We start from the raw sequence: 16,276 nt of genomic DNA on the forward strand, positions 1-16,276 counted from the left end.
TCGCGGAGCTTGCCGGACCCGGGCTCAGTCCCGGCGCGGGTCCAGCGCGTCCGCGAGGCCGTCGCCGATCAGGTTGAGCGCCACCAGGGTCGCGATCAGGAACGCGGCCGGGGCCGCGAGCAGGTGCGGCGCCGCCTCGATGGAGCGGGCGCCCTCAGCGATCAGGACGCCCCAACTGGTCTGCGGCTCCTGAACGCCGAGCCCGAGGAACGACAGGAAGCTCTCCAGCAGGATCACCTGCGGCACCAGCAGCGTCGCGGTCACGGCCACCGGGCCGAGGGTGTTCGGCACGATGTGCCGGAGGATGATCCGGGGTGTCCCGAGGCCGAGTGCCCGCGCGGCGCGGACGAAGTCGCGCTCGCGCAGCGACAGGGTCACGGCGCGCACCACCCGGGCCATGTCGAGCCACTCCACCGCGGCGATCGCCACCAGCATGAGCAGCAGGCTCGGGCGGAAGAAGACCAGCAGCAGGATCACGAAGAACACGAAGGGGAGCGCGTAGAGCACGTCGACGGCGCGCATCATCACGGCGTCGACGGCGCCCCCGACGAAGCCCGCAATCGCCCCGTAGGCGACGCCGATGAGCAGGGCGACGAGGCTGGCCGCGAGCCCGATCGCCAGCGAGATCCGGCCGGCGACGAGGCAGCGGGTCAGCAGGTCGCGGCCCTGGATGTCGGTGCCGAGGGGGAAGTGCAGGCGCCGGACCGGCACCGCCACGACGAGGCCGCGGCCGCCGTCCCGCTCGTCCACGACGACGGGCGTCCCGAACTGGGCCGAGCGCGGCAGGTAGACGAGGCTACGCCGGTCGACGCCGGCATCGGAGCCGAGGGTGAGCCGCAACGTGTCGCCGTCGCGCTCGACGGCGTCGAGCCGCGCGCGCATGCGGAAGGCCAGACGCTCGAGCGCCGGCCGGAGACGCGCGGCGTCGGGCTGCGCGGAGACACCGGCCGGGAGCTGGCGCAGGTCCGGATAGGCGCGCTCGGGGTCGTGGCCGGTGAGGTTCGGGCCGACCAGGCAGGCGAGGGCGATCAGGACCAGCACGGCGAGCGCCGCCACGGCGGTCCGCTCCCGCGCGAACCGGAGGACGGCGCGCCGGGCCGGCGCCGTGGAAACCGCCGTCACGCCGCCACCCGGAGGCGCGGGTCGAGCCACGCGCAGGCGAGGTCGGCGGCAAGGTTGAGCAGGATCACCAGCCCGGCGACGAGCAGGACCGTGCCCATCACCAGCGTGTAGTCGCGGTTGAGCGCACCCTCGACGAAGTACCGGCCGATCCCCGGAAGCCCGAAGATCGTCTCAACCACCACCGAGCCGGTGAGCAGGGCCGCCGCCAGCGGTCCGAGATAGGCCACCACCGGCAGCAGCGCCCCCCGCAGGGCGTGCCGGGTGACGCGGGCCGGCGGCAGGCCGAGGCTGCGCATGGTGCGGACGGGCTGCGTCCGCAGCGCCTCGGCGAGCGAGGTCCGGGTCAGCCGGGCCAGGGCACCGACCTGCGGCAGGGCCAGGGTCACCACCGGCAGGACGAGGTGGCTCGGGGCGCCGTCGTTCCAGCCGCCGAGCGGCAGCCAGCGCAGGGTCAGGCCGAAGGCGATCTGCAGCAGGGGCGCGACGACGAAGCTCGGCAGCGAGAGGGTCAGGGCGGCCCCGACGCCGAGCAGCCGGTCGACGAGCCCGCCGCGCCGGAGCGCCGCCGCGATCCCGATCCCGACGCCGAGCGCGGTGGCCAGCGCGAGGGCGAGGGCGCCCAGCGTCGCCGAGACCGGCAGGCCCCGCGCGATCAGGCCGAGGACGCTCTGGTCGCGGAACGAGAAGGACGGACCGAGGTCGCCCCGCGCCAGCGCCGCGAGGTAGCTGCCGAACTGCGCGATCAGAGGCCGGTCGAGGCCGTAGACCCGGCGCAGGTTCTCCATGGCGGCGGGCGCCAGCGGCCGCTCCAGATCGAAGGGGCCGCCAGGGGCGAGCCGCATCAGGAAGAAGCTGACGGTCACCACGGCGAACAGCGTCGGCACCGCCTGGAGGAGGCGGCGCAGGATGAAGCGGATCACGCGTCGAGCCTCATGAAGCGGGTCGGCGCGGCGTTGCGCAGGTTCGGGTGGTAGCCGTGCAGCCGCGGCGCGATCAGGGCTTTGGAGCGGTAGTGCATCAGCGGGATCCAGGGCAGCTCGCGCAGGGCGATCGCCTCGGCGTCGTAGAGCAGGCCGGCCCGGCGGGTGAGGTCGCGCTCGGTGGCGGCCCGCGCCATCAGGGCGTCGTAGGCGGCGTCCGACCAGTGGCCGGCGTTCATGCCGTCATTCCCGCTCTGAAGCAGGAACAGGAAGTTCTGCGGATCGGAATAGTCGGCGATCCAGCTGTAGCGGGCGACGTCGAAGTCGCCGCCGTCGCGCAGGTAGGCGAAATGCGTCTTCGCGTCCGTGTAGACGTAGCGCGTCACGATTCCGAGGTCGCGCCACATCTCGCCGAGCGCCACCGCGATGGTGCGGTTGTTGTCGCTGATATTGAACCGGTACTCCACGGTGAGTGGCCGGTCCGGGCCGAACCCCGCCTCCGCGAGGAGCCGGCGCGCCTCCGCCTCGTGGTCGATCGGCAGGCCGAGGCGGCCCTCGGTCTCGGGGGGCGTGCGGTAATTGTCGAGGCCGGGTGGGCACAGGGAGTAGGCCGGGCTCATGGTGCCGCCGTTGAGGCCGTCGGCGAGGTACTCACGGTCGATGACGAGCGACAGCGCCCGGCGGACGCGGCGGTCCGAGAACGGCGCCTTGCGAGTGTTCACCACCAGCGCCGCGAGCCCCAGCGAGGGGCCGAGCACCACCTGCGGCCCGAACCGCCGGCGCAGGTCGGTGATCTGGTCGACGGGCAGGTCGGAGAGGGAGTCGATCTCCCCGGCGGCGTAGCGGCGCACCGCGGCGGCGATGTCGGGCGTCGGCAGGAAGGCGACGCGCCGGATCGCGAGGCTCGCGGCGTCCGGATGGTGCGGGTTGGCCTCCAGCGTGATCGCGCCGCCCGGCACGCGGTCGGCGAGCCGGTAGGGTCCGTTGGTCACGAGGTTTCCCGGCCGGGTGAAGCTGTCGCCGTAGCGCTCGACCGAGGCGCGGTGGACCGGAAGCGCGGTCTGGTGGGTCAGGAGTTCCAGGATGTAGGGCGTCGGCTGTTCCAGCGTGATCGCGAGCCGGAGCGGCGCCTCGGCGGCGACGCCGAGGGCGTCGGCCGGCCGCTCGCCGCGGTTCACGGCGGCGGCGTTGCGGATCGGGAACAGGATCTCGGCGTATTTCGCCGCCGTGGCCGGGTCGAGCATCCGGCGGAACGCGTAGACGAAGTCGTTCGCTGTGACCGGCTCGCCGTTCGACCAGCGGCCGTCGGGGCGCAGGTCGAAATGCAGGCTCACCCCGTCCTCGGAGATCGACCAGGCGCGCGCCGCGCCCGGGATGATCGTGCCCCGGTTGTCGTAGGTGAGCAGCCCGTCGCAGAGGTCGCGCAGGATGTGCGCCTCCGCGACCGTGGACGAGCGGTGCGGGTCCAGCGTCTCGGGATCGGCGTCGTTGCCGCGGCGGTAGAGCGCGTCGGCCGCGCGGGCGGGCCGCACGGCCGCGAGGGCGAACGCGCCGGCCAGCCAGTCGCGCCGGCGCGGGCGCACGGTCAGGCGCCGGTATCCGGCTTCAGGCCGGCCGCCTCGATCCCCGCCACCGCGCAGATCTCGTCGTTGTCGGAGGTGTCCCCGGAGATGCCGACCGCGCCGAGAAGGCGTCCCTCGCCGGAGCGGATCAGCACGCCGCCCGGCACCGGCACGAGGGCGTCGGGCCCGGCGAGGTGCGTCACAGCGGCGACGAAGTAGGGCTGCTGCTCGGCCCGCGCGTGGATCGCCCGGGAGCCGAGGCCCAGCGCCAGGGCACCGTTGGCCTTGCCGCTCGCGATCTCGGCCCGGCGCAGGGACGTGCCGTCCTCGACCGAGACCGCCTTGAGCGCGCCGCGGGCATCGTAGACGACGACGGCGAGGGGCTTGAGGTTGCGGGTTCGCGCCTCCCGCAGGGCGGTGTCGACGATGGTGCGGGCGGCCTCGAGGGTCAGGTCGATCATCGGATTCCAACACGGACGCCGCTCCGGGCGGCGTCTCCATCCTTACGGACGGGGGCGCGCCGGGTCCACCGACGCGGATCGCTGCGGCCTCCGACACACGACTTCGACGTTCGGCGGCCGGCGCGAGCTCGACCCGCCGGTCTGCGAGCGCCTGCGCGCCGGTGTCCCGCGGGCCCGCTAACGGATCACGCCGGTCGCGCGGCCGGCAGGCGGATGATGCTCGCCAGGAACGCGTCGTAGCCGGCCGCCACCGCCTCCGGCCGCTCGAAATGCGGGAACGCGCCGGTCGGCAGGATGTCGACGCGCCAGTTCGGCCGGTCGGCGACCCGCGGCACCAGACGGTAGTCGACGAAGTCGCCGCGCTCCCCGTGCACCATCCAGACCGGGAGGCGCAGGCGCTCGTAGAGGCGGGTCGCATCGGTGGGGAACAGGTGGCCCGCGATGAAGCAGAACGGGGCGTGCTCGGCGCCGGGCTGGTGAGCCGAGGCGTGATCGTAGGCGAGCAGACCCTCGTCGATCTCGGAGGAACCGAAGGTCTTCTCCAGGAAGAACCGCATGCTCGGCCGCGTGACCAGCGCGTCGAAGAGCGGCCGGCCGAGCGGAGGGCGGTCGAGGACGCGGAGCAGCCAGTCGCGGCCGCGATGGCCGTCCGGCGGTCCCTCCCCGGAGAGCCGGGCGTCGAACCCCGTCGGGCTCACCAGCGCGAGGCTGCGATAGGCGTCGGACCGCTCCAGGCTCGCCCGCGCCAGGAACGAGCACGAGAGCGACAGGGCGAGGGCGTCGATCGCCCAGCCGCCGTGCCGGCTCCGGATCTCGTCGACCGCCGCGTGGATCGCCTCCACCATCAGGCGCGGCGTATAGCGGCGGCGCGAGCGCTCCGAGAAGCCGAAACCCGGGAGTTCCAGGGCGTAGACCGGGCGCGTGCCGCGGTAGCGCAGGTACAGCGGCCGGACCTCGTAGGCGTTGGCCGCCGCGTTGATCGAGTGGATGAGCAGGAGCGGCACGCCCTCGGCCTCAGCGGAGCCGTAGAGCGACAGCGCGCCGGCGCGGCGGGTTCGGATCCGCTCGTGGCGGCCCGGCAGGGCAGGCGGCAGGGTCATCCGCCGGTCCACGGCCAGCGCGCTCCAGCCGACCAGCGCCGCCGCCGATCCGGCGAGCGTCAGGGCCGCCGCGGTCGCGGCGCGACCGGTGCGATGGCGGGACACGGAACTCATCGGAACACCTCGACGTCCTTCCCGCGGCGGCGGGCCGTGGCCGACAACGCCGGGCCCGCGGGGAAGTGCCCTTCCGGACGCTACGAGGCGTGGCCGGCGAGGCTGCCGGCATTCACCGCCGGGGCCCGGCTCGCCGGCCGCGCCGGCGCGTCGCCCCGGCCCGCGGCCTCGCGCAGGAAATCCACCGTCGGCGCGTCGTTGAGCCAGCCCTGGACGCGCTGCGAGATCAGGAGCTTCCGCTCGCGCCGGTCGTAGTTCGCGTAGGAGGCGGCGACGAATTCGGGCCGGCTCATCGTGCGCGCGGGGCCGGACCGGCGCGTCTCCGCCTTGAAGAACAGGGCGCTGCCGGGCACGCCGTAATGCTGGGCGATCTCCGGATAGACCGGCCAGCTGCCCTGGCCGCCGAGATCGTCCGGGAGGAACGCGTCGAGGTCGCATTCCTCGAAGGGCACGCCGGCCCGGGTCAGCAGGCCGCGGGCGAGGTCGGCCACCACGTAGAGCTTCGTGTGGTTGATCGAGTGCATGAAGCAGCCCCGACGCGCCCAGCGCGTGAGGTGCGTGTCGAGATCGTACCCGGCCTGGACGCCGAGGCCGCGCAGGTACGCGACCGACTCGTCCCAGAGATTGAAGTATCCGAGGCGCTCGAAGACCGGCTCGGAGAACAGCCGAAGCGCCTGCGCCTGCGAGAAGCCCGACAGGTAGGCGAACAGCGTGATCGCCGAGTGCGAGTGCCCCATCGGACCCGAGATCAGGCCGTTCAGCGTGACGTGATCCTGAACGCCCACGTGGACGAGGTCGGGATGGTAGGCGCTGAACACGATGGTCGGGATCAGTCGGACCTTCGGGTGCGTCCGAAGCGTGTCGATCGAGCCGCCGCCCTTGAACTTGGGCAGGTAGATGCTGGTGAAGACGTGGTCGTACCCGTCCGCGTGCGCCATCAGGTCGGCGAGCCGCGGGAACCGGCGGGACGCCGTGAAGGCCGAGACGAAATCCACCTGCGCGTGCGGCAGCAGGTAGCGCATCGTCTTGGCGATGGATCCGGCCTGGCAGACCCCGATCACGAGGATGCGCGGCGATCCGGTCCGCTTCTTCCCGAACTGCGCGAGCCGGTGCCGCGCGCGCCAGAGGCTATCGACGGTCAACATCCGGCCTCTCTCGCATGTCCGCGGGCCGCGGGCAAACACCGCACCCGTGCGGATCCCGCGGGCCGGGACCGCCGATCGCGCCCATCGGGAGGAGCCCCCTCGCGGTGCTGACCGTCGGACGGACTGCGCGACCCGCGCGGCGGAACCGCAGCACACGGCGACGCGCGCCGCCTGTGGATCGCCCAGGCTTGAAAGCACGCGCTCGGGGATCTCCGATTATTCGGAGCACCGCCCGCCATTTCTGAGAAGAGCGGAAGCAACGCGTACAGCGGACCGCCGAATTCCTACGATGTCGCCACGATATAAAGTCCAAGAAAGTCCGTCACGGAGACGATTCAACTTGCGCGCTGTTGACAGAGTCAAGTCGTTGGATACAAATCCGATTCAACGAAGCATGAAGCTCGCGGACTGGGCGCTCGCGGTCATGAGGACCGGCAGGCCCCCGATGACCGAGGTGGATCCCCTCTCTCGCCGTGTTTCCGCGTCAGCGGCCGCTCCGACGGGCGCGGGGCATTTCCGACCGACCTGCCTGGACAACCGGCCACGGTCCGAGCCGCTCGGACGGCGCAGCCGCGGCATGCCCGCGGTGGCGCCCCTCCGCATCGCCGCGACGGTCGTCGATCCACGCCCGCATGGCCGTCGGCAAACGGTCGATGCGCGGGCGACGGCGCTGCGCGGGTCGGAGGCCGGGTTCCGCATCGGGTCGAAAGCTGGAGACTGCGCGATGGATTACGTACCTCCGATGGCCGCGATCGCGGCGGCCGCACAGAAGGCGCCGCCCGGCGAGGCGACCGTGCTTACCCCGGCGCGCGACGTGAATCCCGTCGCGGCGCCGGATCCGCGGTCGATCTACACGCTCACGCCGGAGGCGGCCGGGGCCGTCTTCGCGCTCGTCGAGAACCGCATCCAGGTGATCGACGCCGCGCTCGACGTGACCGACCGGCGGGGCACGCAGGTCGCTGCCGCCGCGATGGCGACGGCCACGGCGACGACCCCGGTCGTGTCGCCGGAGACGACGAAGACGATCGGCGCCGCCAATCGCAATTGGAGCGAGGATGTCCGATTGGATCACAGCCCGTCCCGGCTCGTCGGCGCCGACACGGTCGTGGCGTACGACAGCCCGCGGGTCACGGCGGCCTGGAGCCTGGCCTTTCCGGACGTGCCCGGCCGGCGGTTCCGGGCCGTGCAATTGCCGGGTCCGAGCCTCCGCTCCGTCCTGCGCGAGGCAGAGGCCGGTTTGGACGACACGGGGAGCGACATCTACCTGCTCTGCAACAGCGCGCATTTCGAGACGATCCGCCAAGCCCATCCGCGCACCCACATCAACTGGATCAACGTCGACAACGACGAGATCGTCGTCGTCTGGCGGAAGCCGTCCGAGGCGGGCTAGCGACAGGCCCGACCGGCTCGGGGCGGCCGCGATCGCGACCGGACCAGGGCTACCCCGCCCGGACGAACGGGAGCCCGGCGGGACCGCCCGATCAGAGCGTCGGCAGTACCGCGCGCAGGTGGGCGGCGAAGGCGCGGGTCAGCGGCGCGGCGTGCGCCTCGTCCAGGCGGATCGTCAGGCCGATCCGCGGCAGCGCGGGCAGGCCGCTGCCGCGGTTCAGGATGCGCAGGTCGGGCGGGACCGCGGCGCGGGTGAGGACCGCGACCGCCTGGGCAGAGCGCGCCACCGCCAGCAGTCCGGACAGGCTGCCGCTCGCGTAGGCGATCCGGTACGCGCGCCCGCCCGCGTCGAGGGCGGCCCGCGCCGCCCGGTGGTCCAGCGTGTCGGGATCGCCGAGCGCCAGCGGCAACGGGTCGGGCCATGGCGCTTCGGCGCCGCGCGGCGCCACCCAGACGAGGTCCTCGCGCCGCAGGATCTCCCGCCCGGCCGCCAGCGGGACCGAGACGAGGGCCAGATCGAGCCCGCCGCGGGCGAGCCGCTCCTCCAGACGGGGCGTCGCGCCGCAGACCACCTCGATCGCCGCGTCGGGATGCAGGTGCGCGAAGCCGCGCAGCAGGGTGGGGAGGAAGGCCTGCGCGTAATCGTCCGGGCAGCCGAACCTGAGCGTGCCGTTGAGGCGGCCGCCGGACAGTTCCGCCACCGCGTCGTCGTGCGAGGCCAGGATCCGGCGCGCGTGGACGAGGAGGCGCTCGCCCTGCACCGTGAGCACCACCCCGCGCCCGGTCCGTCGCAGCAGCGGCTGCGCGACCAGATCCTCCAGCCGCTTCATCTGCATGCTGAGGGCGGCTTGGCTGCGCCCGACCCGCTCCGCGGCCCGGCTCAGCGCGCCCGTCTCCGCGACCGTGGCGAAGCTGCGCAGGAGGTCGATGTCGAGGCTCTGGGCCATCAGGATCGCTGAACCCTCGGTTCAGAACTATAAGCTTCTCTGGGGTTGCGGGCGGTCCTAGCATGGCGGGGCCTGCCACGGGACCCGGATCGATGACGACGCGGAACGACGACCCCGACTTCTGGACGCGCGCGCGCCGGCACCTCGTGCGCTACGGCGGCGCCTTCGCGCCGGTCATCATCGAGCGCGCGGAGGGCAGCTTCGTCTACGACGCGGACGGCCGGAAGATCCTCGACTTCACCTCCGGCCAGATGAGCGCGATCCTGGGTCACGGGCATCCCGAGATCGCCGCCGTCGTCGCCGACCACGTCGGGCGCCTGGATCACCTGTTCAGCGGCATGCTGAGCCGGCCGGTGGTCGACCTCGCGACCGCGCTGGCCGGACTCGCCCCCGGCGGGCTGGAGCGCGCGCTTCTCCTGACCACCGGCGCCGAGGCCAACGAGGCCGCCCTGCGCATGGCCAAGCTCGCCACAGGCGGCTGGGAGATCGTGAGCTTCGCGCAGTCGTGGCACGGCATGACGGCGGGCGCCGCTTCGGCCACCTACAGCGCCGGCCGCAAGGGCTACGGCCCGGCCCCGGTCGGATCCTTCGCGATTCCCGCCCCGAACGCCTACCGCCCGACCTTCGCGCGGGACGGGGCCGACGACTGGCAGACCGAGCTCGACTACGCCTTCGCGCTGGTGGACCGGCAGTCGACCGGCAACCTCGCCGCCTTCCTGGCCGAGCCGATCCTCAGTTCCGGCGGCATCCTCGAACTCCCGCCCGGCTACCTCGCGGCGCTGAAGCGCAAATGCACCGAGCGGGGCATGCTGCTGATCCTCGACGAGGCCCAGACAGGCATCGGCCGCACCGGCCTGATGTTCGCCTGCGAGCGCGACGGCGTGGTGCCCGACATCCTGACCCTGTCGAAGACCCTGGGCGCCGGCCTGCCCCTCGCGGCGGTCCTGACCACGCCGGAGATCGAGGATCTCTGCCACGCCCGCGGCTTCCTGTTCTACACGACGCACGTCTCCGACCCGCTGCCAGCCGCGGTCGGGCTCAAGGTGCTGGAGATCGTCCGGCGCGACGCCCTGGTCGGCCGGGCCGAGGCGGCCGGCGCGCGGCTCGCGGCGCGGCTGCGGGCGCTGCAGCAGCGCTTCGCCTGCATCGGCGACGTGCGCGGGCGCGGCCTCCTGCAGGGCGTGGAGATCGTGGCCGACCGGGACACGAAGGTGCCAGCCCCGGAGCTGGGCGACGCGATCACGCGGCGCTGCCTCGAACTCGGGCTGAGCATGAACATCGTGCAGCTGCCCGGCATGGGCGGCGTGTTCCGCATCGCCCCGCCGCTCACCGCCACGGACGCGGAGATCGACCTCGGGGTCGACATCCTGGAGCGGGCGATCGAAGGCTCGGTGTGAGGCGGCCCCGTCAGGCCGCCTCGATCTCCGCGCTGACCGTCAGCCACTCCTCCTCGGCGGCGGCGAGCGCGGTCGCGGCGTCCGACCGCATCTTGGCGATCTCGCCGGCCTTGGCGGCGTTCTCCCGGAACGCGGACCCGTCCTCCAGGGCGGCGTCGATCTTCTGGATCGCCGCGGTCAGCTTGGCCATCCGTGCCTCGATCGCCTCAAGCCGCTTGCGCAGGGGCGCGAGGGCCGCGCGGCGCTCGACGCCGGCGCGGCGCGCCTCGGCCTTCTGCCCGCCGGAGGGCTCGGACTCGCGCTCGACCTCGCGCTCGGGCCCCGACAGGACGAAGCGCCGGTAATCGTCCATGTCGCCGTCGAAGGTCTTCACCGTGCCGTCCGCGACCAGCCAGAGCCGGTCTGCGCAGGCCTCGACGAGGAACCGGTCGTGCGAGACGAGGATGACGGCGCCCTCGTAGTCGTTGATCGCCTCCACGAGGGCCTGCCGGCTCTCGATGTCGAGGTGATTGGTCGGCTCGTCGAGGATCAGGAGGTGCGGGCCGTGGAAGGCGGCGAGCCCCATGAGCAGGCGCGCCTTCTCGCCACCCGACAGCTTCTCGACCGGCGTGTCGGCCTTGTTGGCGCCGAATCCGAGCCGCGCCGTCGCGCTGCGGACCTTCGCCTCGGGGACATCCGGCATCAGGGTCCGGACATGCGCGTAGGCGCTCTCGGCGGGGCGCAGCTCGTCGAGCTGGTGCTGGGCGAAGTAGGCGACCTCCATCTTGGAGGAGCGCTTCACCTCGCCGGCGACCGGCCCGAGCCGGCCGCCGATCAGCTTGCAGAAGGTCGACTTGCCGTTGCCGTTGGCGCCCAGCAGCGCGACCCGGTCGTCCGGCGCGAGGCTGAGGTCGAGGCCGGTCAGGACGATCCGGTCCCCGTAGCCGGCCTTGACGCGCTCCATGGCGACGATCGGCGGCGACAGCGGCTTCTCCGGGCTCGGCAGGTGGATCACCGGCACGTCGTCCTCGAGGAGCGCGGCGATCGGCTCCATCTTGGCGAGCCGCTTCATCCGCGACTGGGCCTGCCGCGCCTTGGTGGCCTTGGCCTTGAAGCGGTCGATGAAGCTCTGCAGGTGCGCGCGCTCGGCATCCTGCTTGGCCTTCGCCTTGGCCTGGAGAACGCGCTTCTCCGAGAGCTGCTTGGCGAAGCTGGTGTAGCCGCCGCGGTAGATCGCCAGCTTGCCGCGGTCGAGGTGCAGGATGTGGTCGACGCTGGTGTCGAGCAGGTCGCGGTCGTGGCTGATGATGATCGCGGTGCGCGGGTAGCGTTCCAGGTAATCGTACAGCCAGAGCGTGCCCTCGATGTCGAGGTAGTTGGTCGGCTCGTCGAGGAGCAGCAGGTCCGGCTCCGAGAACAGGACGGCGGCGAGCGCCACGCGCATCCGCCAGCCGCCGGAGAAGTCCGCGCAGGGCCGCGCCTGGGCCGCCGCGTCGAAGCCCAGCCCGTGCAGGATCGCGGCGGCCCGGGCCGGCGCCGAGTGGGCGCCGATATCCACGAGCCGCGTCTCGATCTCGGCCCGGCGCAGACCGTCCGCGTGCTCGGCCTCCGCCATCAAGCGGGCGCGCTCCGTGTCGGCGGCGAGCACGACCGCATGCAGCGTCTCCGGTCCTGCCGGCGCCTCCTGGGCGACGGCGCCGATCCGCATGCCCTTGGGCAGCGCCACCGACTTCGCGTCGACCGGCAGGTCGCCGAGAATGGCCTTGAACAGGGTGGTCTTGCCGGCCCCGTTGCGCCCGACCAGCCCGACGCGGGCGCCTTCCGGGATCGTGAAGCTCGCGGAATCGAGAATCAGACGGTCGCCGATGCGGTAGGTGAGGTCGTTGACGCGCAGCATGCCGGCGTTCTGGCGGTCCGGACGCCGCGAGGCAAGCGCCGCCGTCGCGCGGGCAGGCCGGCATCCCCGTGTCGCCCTCCGACACAACGCGACGCCTATTTTAAGCTTGAAACATCAGCTTCGGCTGTCGGATTTTTAACGGAATGCCGTCAAACCTGTGGCGAGTGCTGCGCAAATAGACGCTGATAGTGCGTTCATCGGCTCTAGAACGTCGTCGCGTGAGCCGGAAAAGCGCCCGGGCGGGGGCGAGCCACAGGGGGGAATCTTGGGCCAGACCCTGATCCTGACCGACGATGTCGAGCGCGCCGAGAGGCTCGCGCGCAATCTCGGCGGCGTCACGCCCGTTGTGCTGCACGACCTCTACGGCGACGCCGTCCCGCCGCGGGGGGCGGGGCTGATCATCAGCGACGTCAGCGCGCTGACCTCCGAATCCGTGCGCCGGCTGCGCCAGGCGCTGTCCACCGCGCGCGGGCCCGGCATCCCGTTCCTGGCCCTGATCCACGGCAACCTCGGCCGCGGCGAGATCCAGGCCACCGCCCTCGGCGCGACCCGCGCGATGCCGGCCGCCGCGGTCAGCGCCATGCTGCTGAACGCGGTCGCGACCCTGATCGGCACCGCCAAGGCCCCGCCGCAGACCGGCAACTGGCAGGAGCAGGTGAACGAGGCCCGCTCGGCCTTCGTCAGCCTGTTCCGCGCCGATCAGGCGCCCCCGGCCGCGCTGGTCGAGAACGGCGCCGACTTGGTCAACCAGGCGATCCGCGAGGCCAAGGTGCGCGAATGGCTCAGGGTCGTGGCGAGCTTCGACGACGTCACGCACCGCCACTGCCTGAGCGTGGCCGGGATCGCGGCCGAGTTCGCGCGCGTCCTGGGGCTCAACGAGGCGGATTCCCGCTACCTCGTCAAAGGCGCGCTGCTCCACGACATCGGGAAGGCCAAGATCCCCCTCGCGATCCTGAACAAGCCCGCGCCGCTGACGCCGACAGAGCGCGCCGAGATGGCTCGCCACCCGGCGCTCGGACACGAGATGCTGCTCACGGGCGACTACGACGCGCTGACCCTGTCGGTGGTCCGCTCGCACCACGAGTATCTCGACGGGTCGGGCTATCCTGACGGGCTGCGCGGGCAGCAGATCCCCGACCTCGTCCGCCTGATCACCATCGCCGACATCTTCGCCGCGCTGATCGAGGCGCGCCCCTACAAGGCGCCGAAGGCCCCGCGCGAGGCCTACGCCATCCTCGAGTCGATGAGGGCGAAGCTCGATGCCGACCTCGTCCGCGCCTTCGGAGCGGTCGCGGTCGCCTGCGAGACGCCCCGCCGCGCCTTCGCCTGAACCCGACCCTCAGACGAGTTCCCAGGCCTTGCCGTCCCGCATCAGGGCGGTGACGAGGGCGTGGTTCAGCTCGTGCCCCGTGTGGAACGCCGAGATCCGGCCCTCGACCGGGTGGCCCGCCAGCGCGAGGTCGCCGACGAGGTCGAGGATCCGGTGGCGAACCGGCTCGCCGGGGACGCGCATCCCGCCCAGGACGTGCCCGCGCACCAGCAGCGCTGCCGAGTGGGGCGAGACGCCCTGCAGGAAGTCGTTCCGCATCAGGTAGCCGTAGGCGCGGCCCGCCATGGCCCGCGCGTAGCGCCCGAAGCTGCGCGCCGGCGCGATCTCCCGCTCGAAGCTGTCCGCCGTGATCGCGCCCGACCAGTCGATCGATCCGAAATGCGCCAGCGCGACGTGGCCGGTGATGTGCAGGCCCGGGCCGGGCTCGATCTCGAGGCGGCGCCGCCCGTTCTCGACCGCCACCGTGCGCAGCAGCCGGATCACACGGCAGGGCAGGCTCTGCTCGCGCCGGCCGGCGATCCGTATCGCCTCACACCAGGGCGTCGCGCTCCCGTCGAAGATCGGCAACTCGTCGGCGTCGATCTCGGCCAGCACGTTGTCGATCCGCAGCGCGCTGAGCGACGCCATCAGGTGCTCGATCGTGCGCACGAGGACGCCGTCGCGTCGCAGCGCCGAGGAGAGCGGCTGCGATTCCCGATAGTGCCAGTGGGCGGGCACGTCGACCGCCCGTCCGTCCTTCAGGTGGCGGCGGAAGACGATGCCGTGGCCGGCCGGGGCGGGGCTGACGCGGACCGTGGCGTGCCGCCCGGAATGGAGGCTGCGGCCCGAACGCTCGAAGGGGCGCGCGAGTGTCGCCTGCTGGCGGGGACCGGTGGAGGATGTCGAGCGCGGGAAAGGTACGTCTTGATGCATCGATACTGCCCGCCTCGGCGGGCCAGGAATTTAGCCCTGATACCTGATCCACGCTAATAAACTCCTGTTCATCGGGACGCGGCTTGACCGCCCCGCCCGCGACCGTCACGATTGCGGCGCCCGATCGATCCAGCACCGCCCCGGCGGGGCGCGGCTTCACTGTGCGGGCTGCTCCCGTCCCCAGATCTGCTGGCCGGCCCCCGTCAGGGCAGGGACGGAGGCCGGAGTTGAGGGAACACGATCGATGGCGCGGTTGGGGACAATACCTTTCTTCAAGGATCCCGGCATCGAGCTCAGCCCCTACGAGCCCCGCTGCCACTGGCGCCGCTTCGACGAGAACGAGGTCCTCGTCGACTTCGACGATATCTCCACCGACGTGTACTTCATCGCCTCCGGCGAGGTCCGCATCCTGAACCGGACCCAGTCCGGCAAGGAAGTCATCCTGGGCGAGATGCGGGGCGGGGCCTTCTTCGGCGAGCTCGCCGCCATCGACGGGATCGGCCGCTCGGCCAACGTCACGGCGCTGACCCGCGGCGAGGTCTGCGTGGTGCCGGCGCCGGTCTTCCGGCAGATCGTGTTCGCCTCCGAGGCGATCGCCGACCGGCTGTTCCGGCTCCTGGCCAAGCGCGTGCGCGAGCTGAACACGCGGCTCATGGAGCACGCCCTGCTCGACCTGAAGCACCGGCTCTACGCCGAGCTGCTCCGTCTCTCCGTGCCCCGGGCCGGCACGGCGGGCGAGCGGGTGGTCTCGCCGCCGCCCTACCACCACGTCCTCGCCGCGCGGATCGGCTGCCGCCGCGAGCAGGTGACCCGGGAGTTTACCGCGATGGCGGCGGAGGGACTGGTCGACCGCACCCGCGGCGCCCTGGTCCTGCGCCGGCCGGACCTCCTGGAAGCGCGCGTGGCCGAGGCGCTGCGCGAGGATTCCTGATCCGTTGTCCGAGGGGCCTGCGCCGCGCCTGCGGCTGGAGGAGCTGACCAAGCGCTTCGGCACCCATCGGGCCGTCGACGCCGTGTCCCTCGACCTCGAGGCGGGGGAGTTCTTCTGCCTGCTCGGCCCGTCCGGATGCGGCAAGAGCACACTCCTGCGCATGATCGCGGGCTTTGAGAGCCCGACCTCGGGACGGATCCTGCTGGGCGCACAGGACCTGACCGCGCTGCCGCCCCATCGGCGGCCGGTCAATATGATGTTCCAGTCCTACGCGCTGTTCCCGCACATGAGCGTGGCCGGCAATATCGGCTACGGGCTGAAGGGCCTCGGCCGCTCCGCCTCGGCGGAGCGCGTGTCGGAACTGCTCAAGCTCGTGCGCCTGGACGGGTTCGGCGACCGTCGACCGGAGACGCTCTCGGGCGGCCAGCGCCAGCGGGTCGCCCTGGCCCGGGCGCTCGCCCGGGAGCCGAAGCTGCTGCTACTCGACGAGCCGCTCGGCGCGCTCGACCGCGGCCTGCGCGAGGAGACCCAGGGCGAGCTGCGCGCGGTCCAGCGCCGCCTCGGCACCGCCTTCGTCGTCGTCACGCACGATCCCGAGGAGGCGATGATGCTCGCCGACCGGATCGGCGTCATGGAAGCGGGCCGCCTGATCCAGGTCGGGCCGCCGGCCGATCTCTACCGGCGCCCGGCGAGCCGCTTCGTCGCCGGCCTGCTCGGCGACGTGAACCTCATCCCCGGTCGTGTCGGCGCCGGAGGCGCCGACACGGTCCGCACGGTCGAGACCGCGCACGGTCCCGTGCGGGGCGTCGCGGAGGCCGCGCTCGCGGAAGGGGCCGCGGTCGTGGTGGCGGTGCGGCCCGAGGACGTGGTGCTGGGCGCGGAAGGGCTGCCGGTGGTCGTCGCCGACGCCGTGTTCCTGGGCGACCGGGTGCGCCGGACGCTGCGCCTGCCCGACGGCGCCACGCTGCGGGCGAGCGGGCGGCCCGCGGAGGCCGCCGCGGCGCCGGGCTCGGACGCACGGGCCAGCTTCCCCGCCGACGTCGCCGTGATCCTGCCGGCATGAGGGCCGC

Annotated in this window: 14 protein-coding genes; 5 read left to right on the forward strand and 9 right to left on the reverse strand. The window is 72.7% G+C overall.

What is annotated here, in order from left to right:
- Positions 1 to 24: 24 nt before the first annotated feature.
- The 6 genes from H288_RS0107220 to H288_RS0107245 form a co-directional block, all read right to left on the reverse strand.
- The gene (locus H288_RS0107220; protein ID WP_020091920.1) at positions 25 to 1,122 is read right to left on the reverse strand and encodes an ABC transporter permease; all 1,098 of its coding nucleotides are present in this window, start codon (positions 1,120 to 1,122) and stop codon (positions 25 to 27) included.
- The gene (locus H288_RS0107225) at positions 1,119 to 2,042 is read right to left on the reverse strand and encodes an ABC transporter permease subunit (RefSeq protein ID WP_020091921.1); all 924 of its coding nucleotides are present in this window, start codon (positions 2,040 to 2,042) and stop codon (positions 1,119 to 1,121) included. The genes H288_RS0107220 and H288_RS0107225 overlap by 4 nt, the downstream gene beginning before the upstream one ends.
- Complete coding sequence (locus H288_RS0107230; RefSeq protein ID WP_020091922.1) at positions 2,039 to 3,625, reverse strand: peptide ABC transporter substrate-binding protein; 1,587 nt, start codon at positions 3,623 to 3,625, stop codon at positions 2,039 to 2,041. The genes H288_RS0107225 and H288_RS0107230 overlap by 4 nt, the downstream gene beginning before the upstream one ends.
- Positions 3,626 to 3,627: 2 nt before the next feature.
- On the reverse strand, positions 3,628 to 4,065 hold the full coding sequence (locus H288_RS0107235; protein ID WP_020091923.1) for a heme-binding protein: 438 nt from the start codon (positions 4,063 to 4,065) through the stop codon (positions 3,628 to 3,630).
- A 185-nt stretch (positions 4,066 to 4,250) separates the two neighbouring features.
- On the reverse strand, positions 4,251 to 5,279 hold the full coding sequence (locus tag H288_RS0107240; RefSeq protein ID WP_026604751.1) for an alpha/beta hydrolase: 1,029 nt from the start codon (positions 5,277 to 5,279) through the stop codon (positions 4,251 to 4,253).
- A gap of 80 nt (positions 5,280 to 5,359) precedes the next feature.
- The gene (locus H288_RS0107245; RefSeq protein ID WP_020091925.1) at positions 5,360 to 6,424 is read right to left on the reverse strand and encodes a WcbI family polysaccharide biosynthesis putative acetyltransferase; all 1,065 of its coding nucleotides are present in this window, start codon (positions 6,422 to 6,424) and stop codon (positions 5,360 to 5,362) included.
- Positions 6,425 to 7,148: 724 nt separating this feature from the next.
- Between H288_RS0107245 and H288_RS0107250 the strand changes: the two genes are divergently transcribed.
- A complete protein-coding gene (locus H288_RS0107250; RefSeq protein WP_106735905.1) occupies positions 7,149 to 7,814 on the forward strand; it encodes a hypothetical protein in 666 nt (221 codons plus the stop codon).
- Between the two features lie 91 nt (positions 7,815 to 7,905).
- Here the strand turns inward: H288_RS0107250 and H288_RS0107255 are convergent, their stop codons facing one another.
- On the reverse strand, positions 7,906 to 8,760 hold the full coding sequence (locus H288_RS0107255; protein WP_020091927.1) for a LysR substrate-binding domain-containing protein: 855 nt from the start codon (positions 8,758 to 8,760) through the stop codon (positions 7,906 to 7,908).
- A 92-nt stretch (positions 8,761 to 8,852) separates the two neighbouring features.
- On the opposite strand from H288_RS0107255, the gene H288_RS0107260 reads away from it, so the two are divergent.
- Positions 8,853 to 10,157: an aspartate aminotransferase family protein gene (locus H288_RS0107260; protein WP_020091928.1), complete on the forward strand. Its 1,305-nt coding sequence runs from the start codon at positions 8,853 to 8,855 to the stop codon at positions 10,155 to 10,157.
- A 10-nt stretch (positions 10,158 to 10,167) separates the two neighbouring features.
- On the opposite strand, the gene H288_RS0107265 is transcribed toward H288_RS0107260, so the two are convergent.
- Positions 10,168 to 12,033 carry an ABC-F family ATP-binding cassette domain-containing protein gene (locus H288_RS0107265; protein ID WP_020091929.1) on the reverse strand — a complete coding sequence of 622 codons (1,866 nt, stop codon included), beginning with the start codon at positions 12,031 to 12,033 and terminating at the stop codon, positions 10,168 to 10,170.
- Between the two features lie 265 nt (positions 12,034 to 12,298).
- On the opposite strand from H288_RS0107265, the gene H288_RS0107270 reads away from it, so the two are divergent.
- Positions 12,299 to 13,363, forward strand: coding sequence for an HD domain-containing phosphohydrolase (locus H288_RS0107270; RefSeq protein ID WP_020091930.1), 1,065 nt, complete (start codon positions 12,299 to 12,301; stop codon positions 13,361 to 13,363).
- 9 nt (positions 13,364 to 13,372) lie between these two features.
- Here the strand turns inward: H288_RS0107270 and H288_RS0107275 are convergent, their stop codons facing one another.
- Positions 13,373 to 14,275, reverse strand: a complete 903-nt coding sequence (locus tag H288_RS0107275; protein WP_020091931.1) for a UDP-3-O-acyl N-acetylglycosamine deacetylase — start codon at positions 14,273 to 14,275, stop codon at positions 13,373 to 13,375.
- Positions 14,276 to 14,519: 244 nt separating this feature from the next.
- Here H288_RS0107275 and H288_RS0107280 point away from each other — a divergent pair, with 244 nt between their 5' ends.
- Positions 14,520 to 15,206: a Crp/Fnr family transcriptional regulator gene (locus H288_RS0107280; RefSeq protein ID WP_026604752.1), complete on the forward strand. Its 687-nt coding sequence runs from the start codon at positions 14,520 to 14,522 to the stop codon at positions 15,204 to 15,206.
- 4 nt (positions 15,207 to 15,210) lie between these two features.
- Complete coding sequence (locus H288_RS0107285; protein ID WP_020091933.1) at positions 15,211 to 16,269, forward strand: ABC transporter ATP-binding protein; 1,059 nt, start codon at positions 15,211 to 15,213, stop codon at positions 16,267 to 16,269.
- Positions 16,270 to 16,276: the final 7 nt, after the last annotated feature.

It is taken from the genome of Methylobacterium sp. 285MFTsu5.1, from assembly GCF_000383455.1.
Classification (GTDB): Bacteria; Pseudomonadota; Alphaproteobacteria; order Rhizobiales; family Beijerinckiaceae; genus Methylobacterium.

Coding starts and splice junctions, on each gene's coding strand:
- H288_RS0107235 (WP_020091923.1), bottom strand. CDS start 4,065: ATGATCGACCTGACCCTCGAGGCCGCCCGCACCATCGTCGACACCGCC.
- H288_RS0107240 (WP_026604751.1), bottom strand. CDS start 5,279: ATGAGTTCCGTGTCCCGCCATCGCACCGGTCGCGCCGCGACCGCGGCG.
- H288_RS0107245 (WP_020091925.1), bottom strand. CDS start 6,424: ATGTTGACCGTCGATAGCCTCTGGCGCGCGCGGCACCGGCTCGCGCAG.
- H288_RS0107250 (WP_106735905.1), top strand. CDS start 7,149: ATGGATTACGTACCTCCGATGGCCGCGATCGCGGCGGCCGCACAGAAG.
- H288_RS0107255 (WP_020091927.1), bottom strand. CDS start 8,760: ATGGCCCAGAGCCTCGACATCGACCTCCTGCGCAGCTTCGCCACGGTC.
- H288_RS0107260 (WP_020091928.1), top strand. CDS start 8,853: ATGACGACGCGGAACGACGACCCCGACTTCTGGACGCGCGCGCGCCGG.
- H288_RS0107265 (WP_020091929.1), bottom strand. CDS start 12,033: ATGCTGCGCGTCAACGACCTCACCTACCGCATCGGCGACCGTCTGATT.
- H288_RS0107275 (WP_020091931.1), bottom strand. CDS start 14,275: ATGCATCAAGACGTACCTTTCCCGCGCTCGACATCCTCCACCGGTCCC.
- H288_RS0107280 (WP_026604752.1), top strand. CDS start 14,520: ATGGCGCGGTTGGGGACAATACCTTTCTTCAAGGATCCCGGCATCGAG.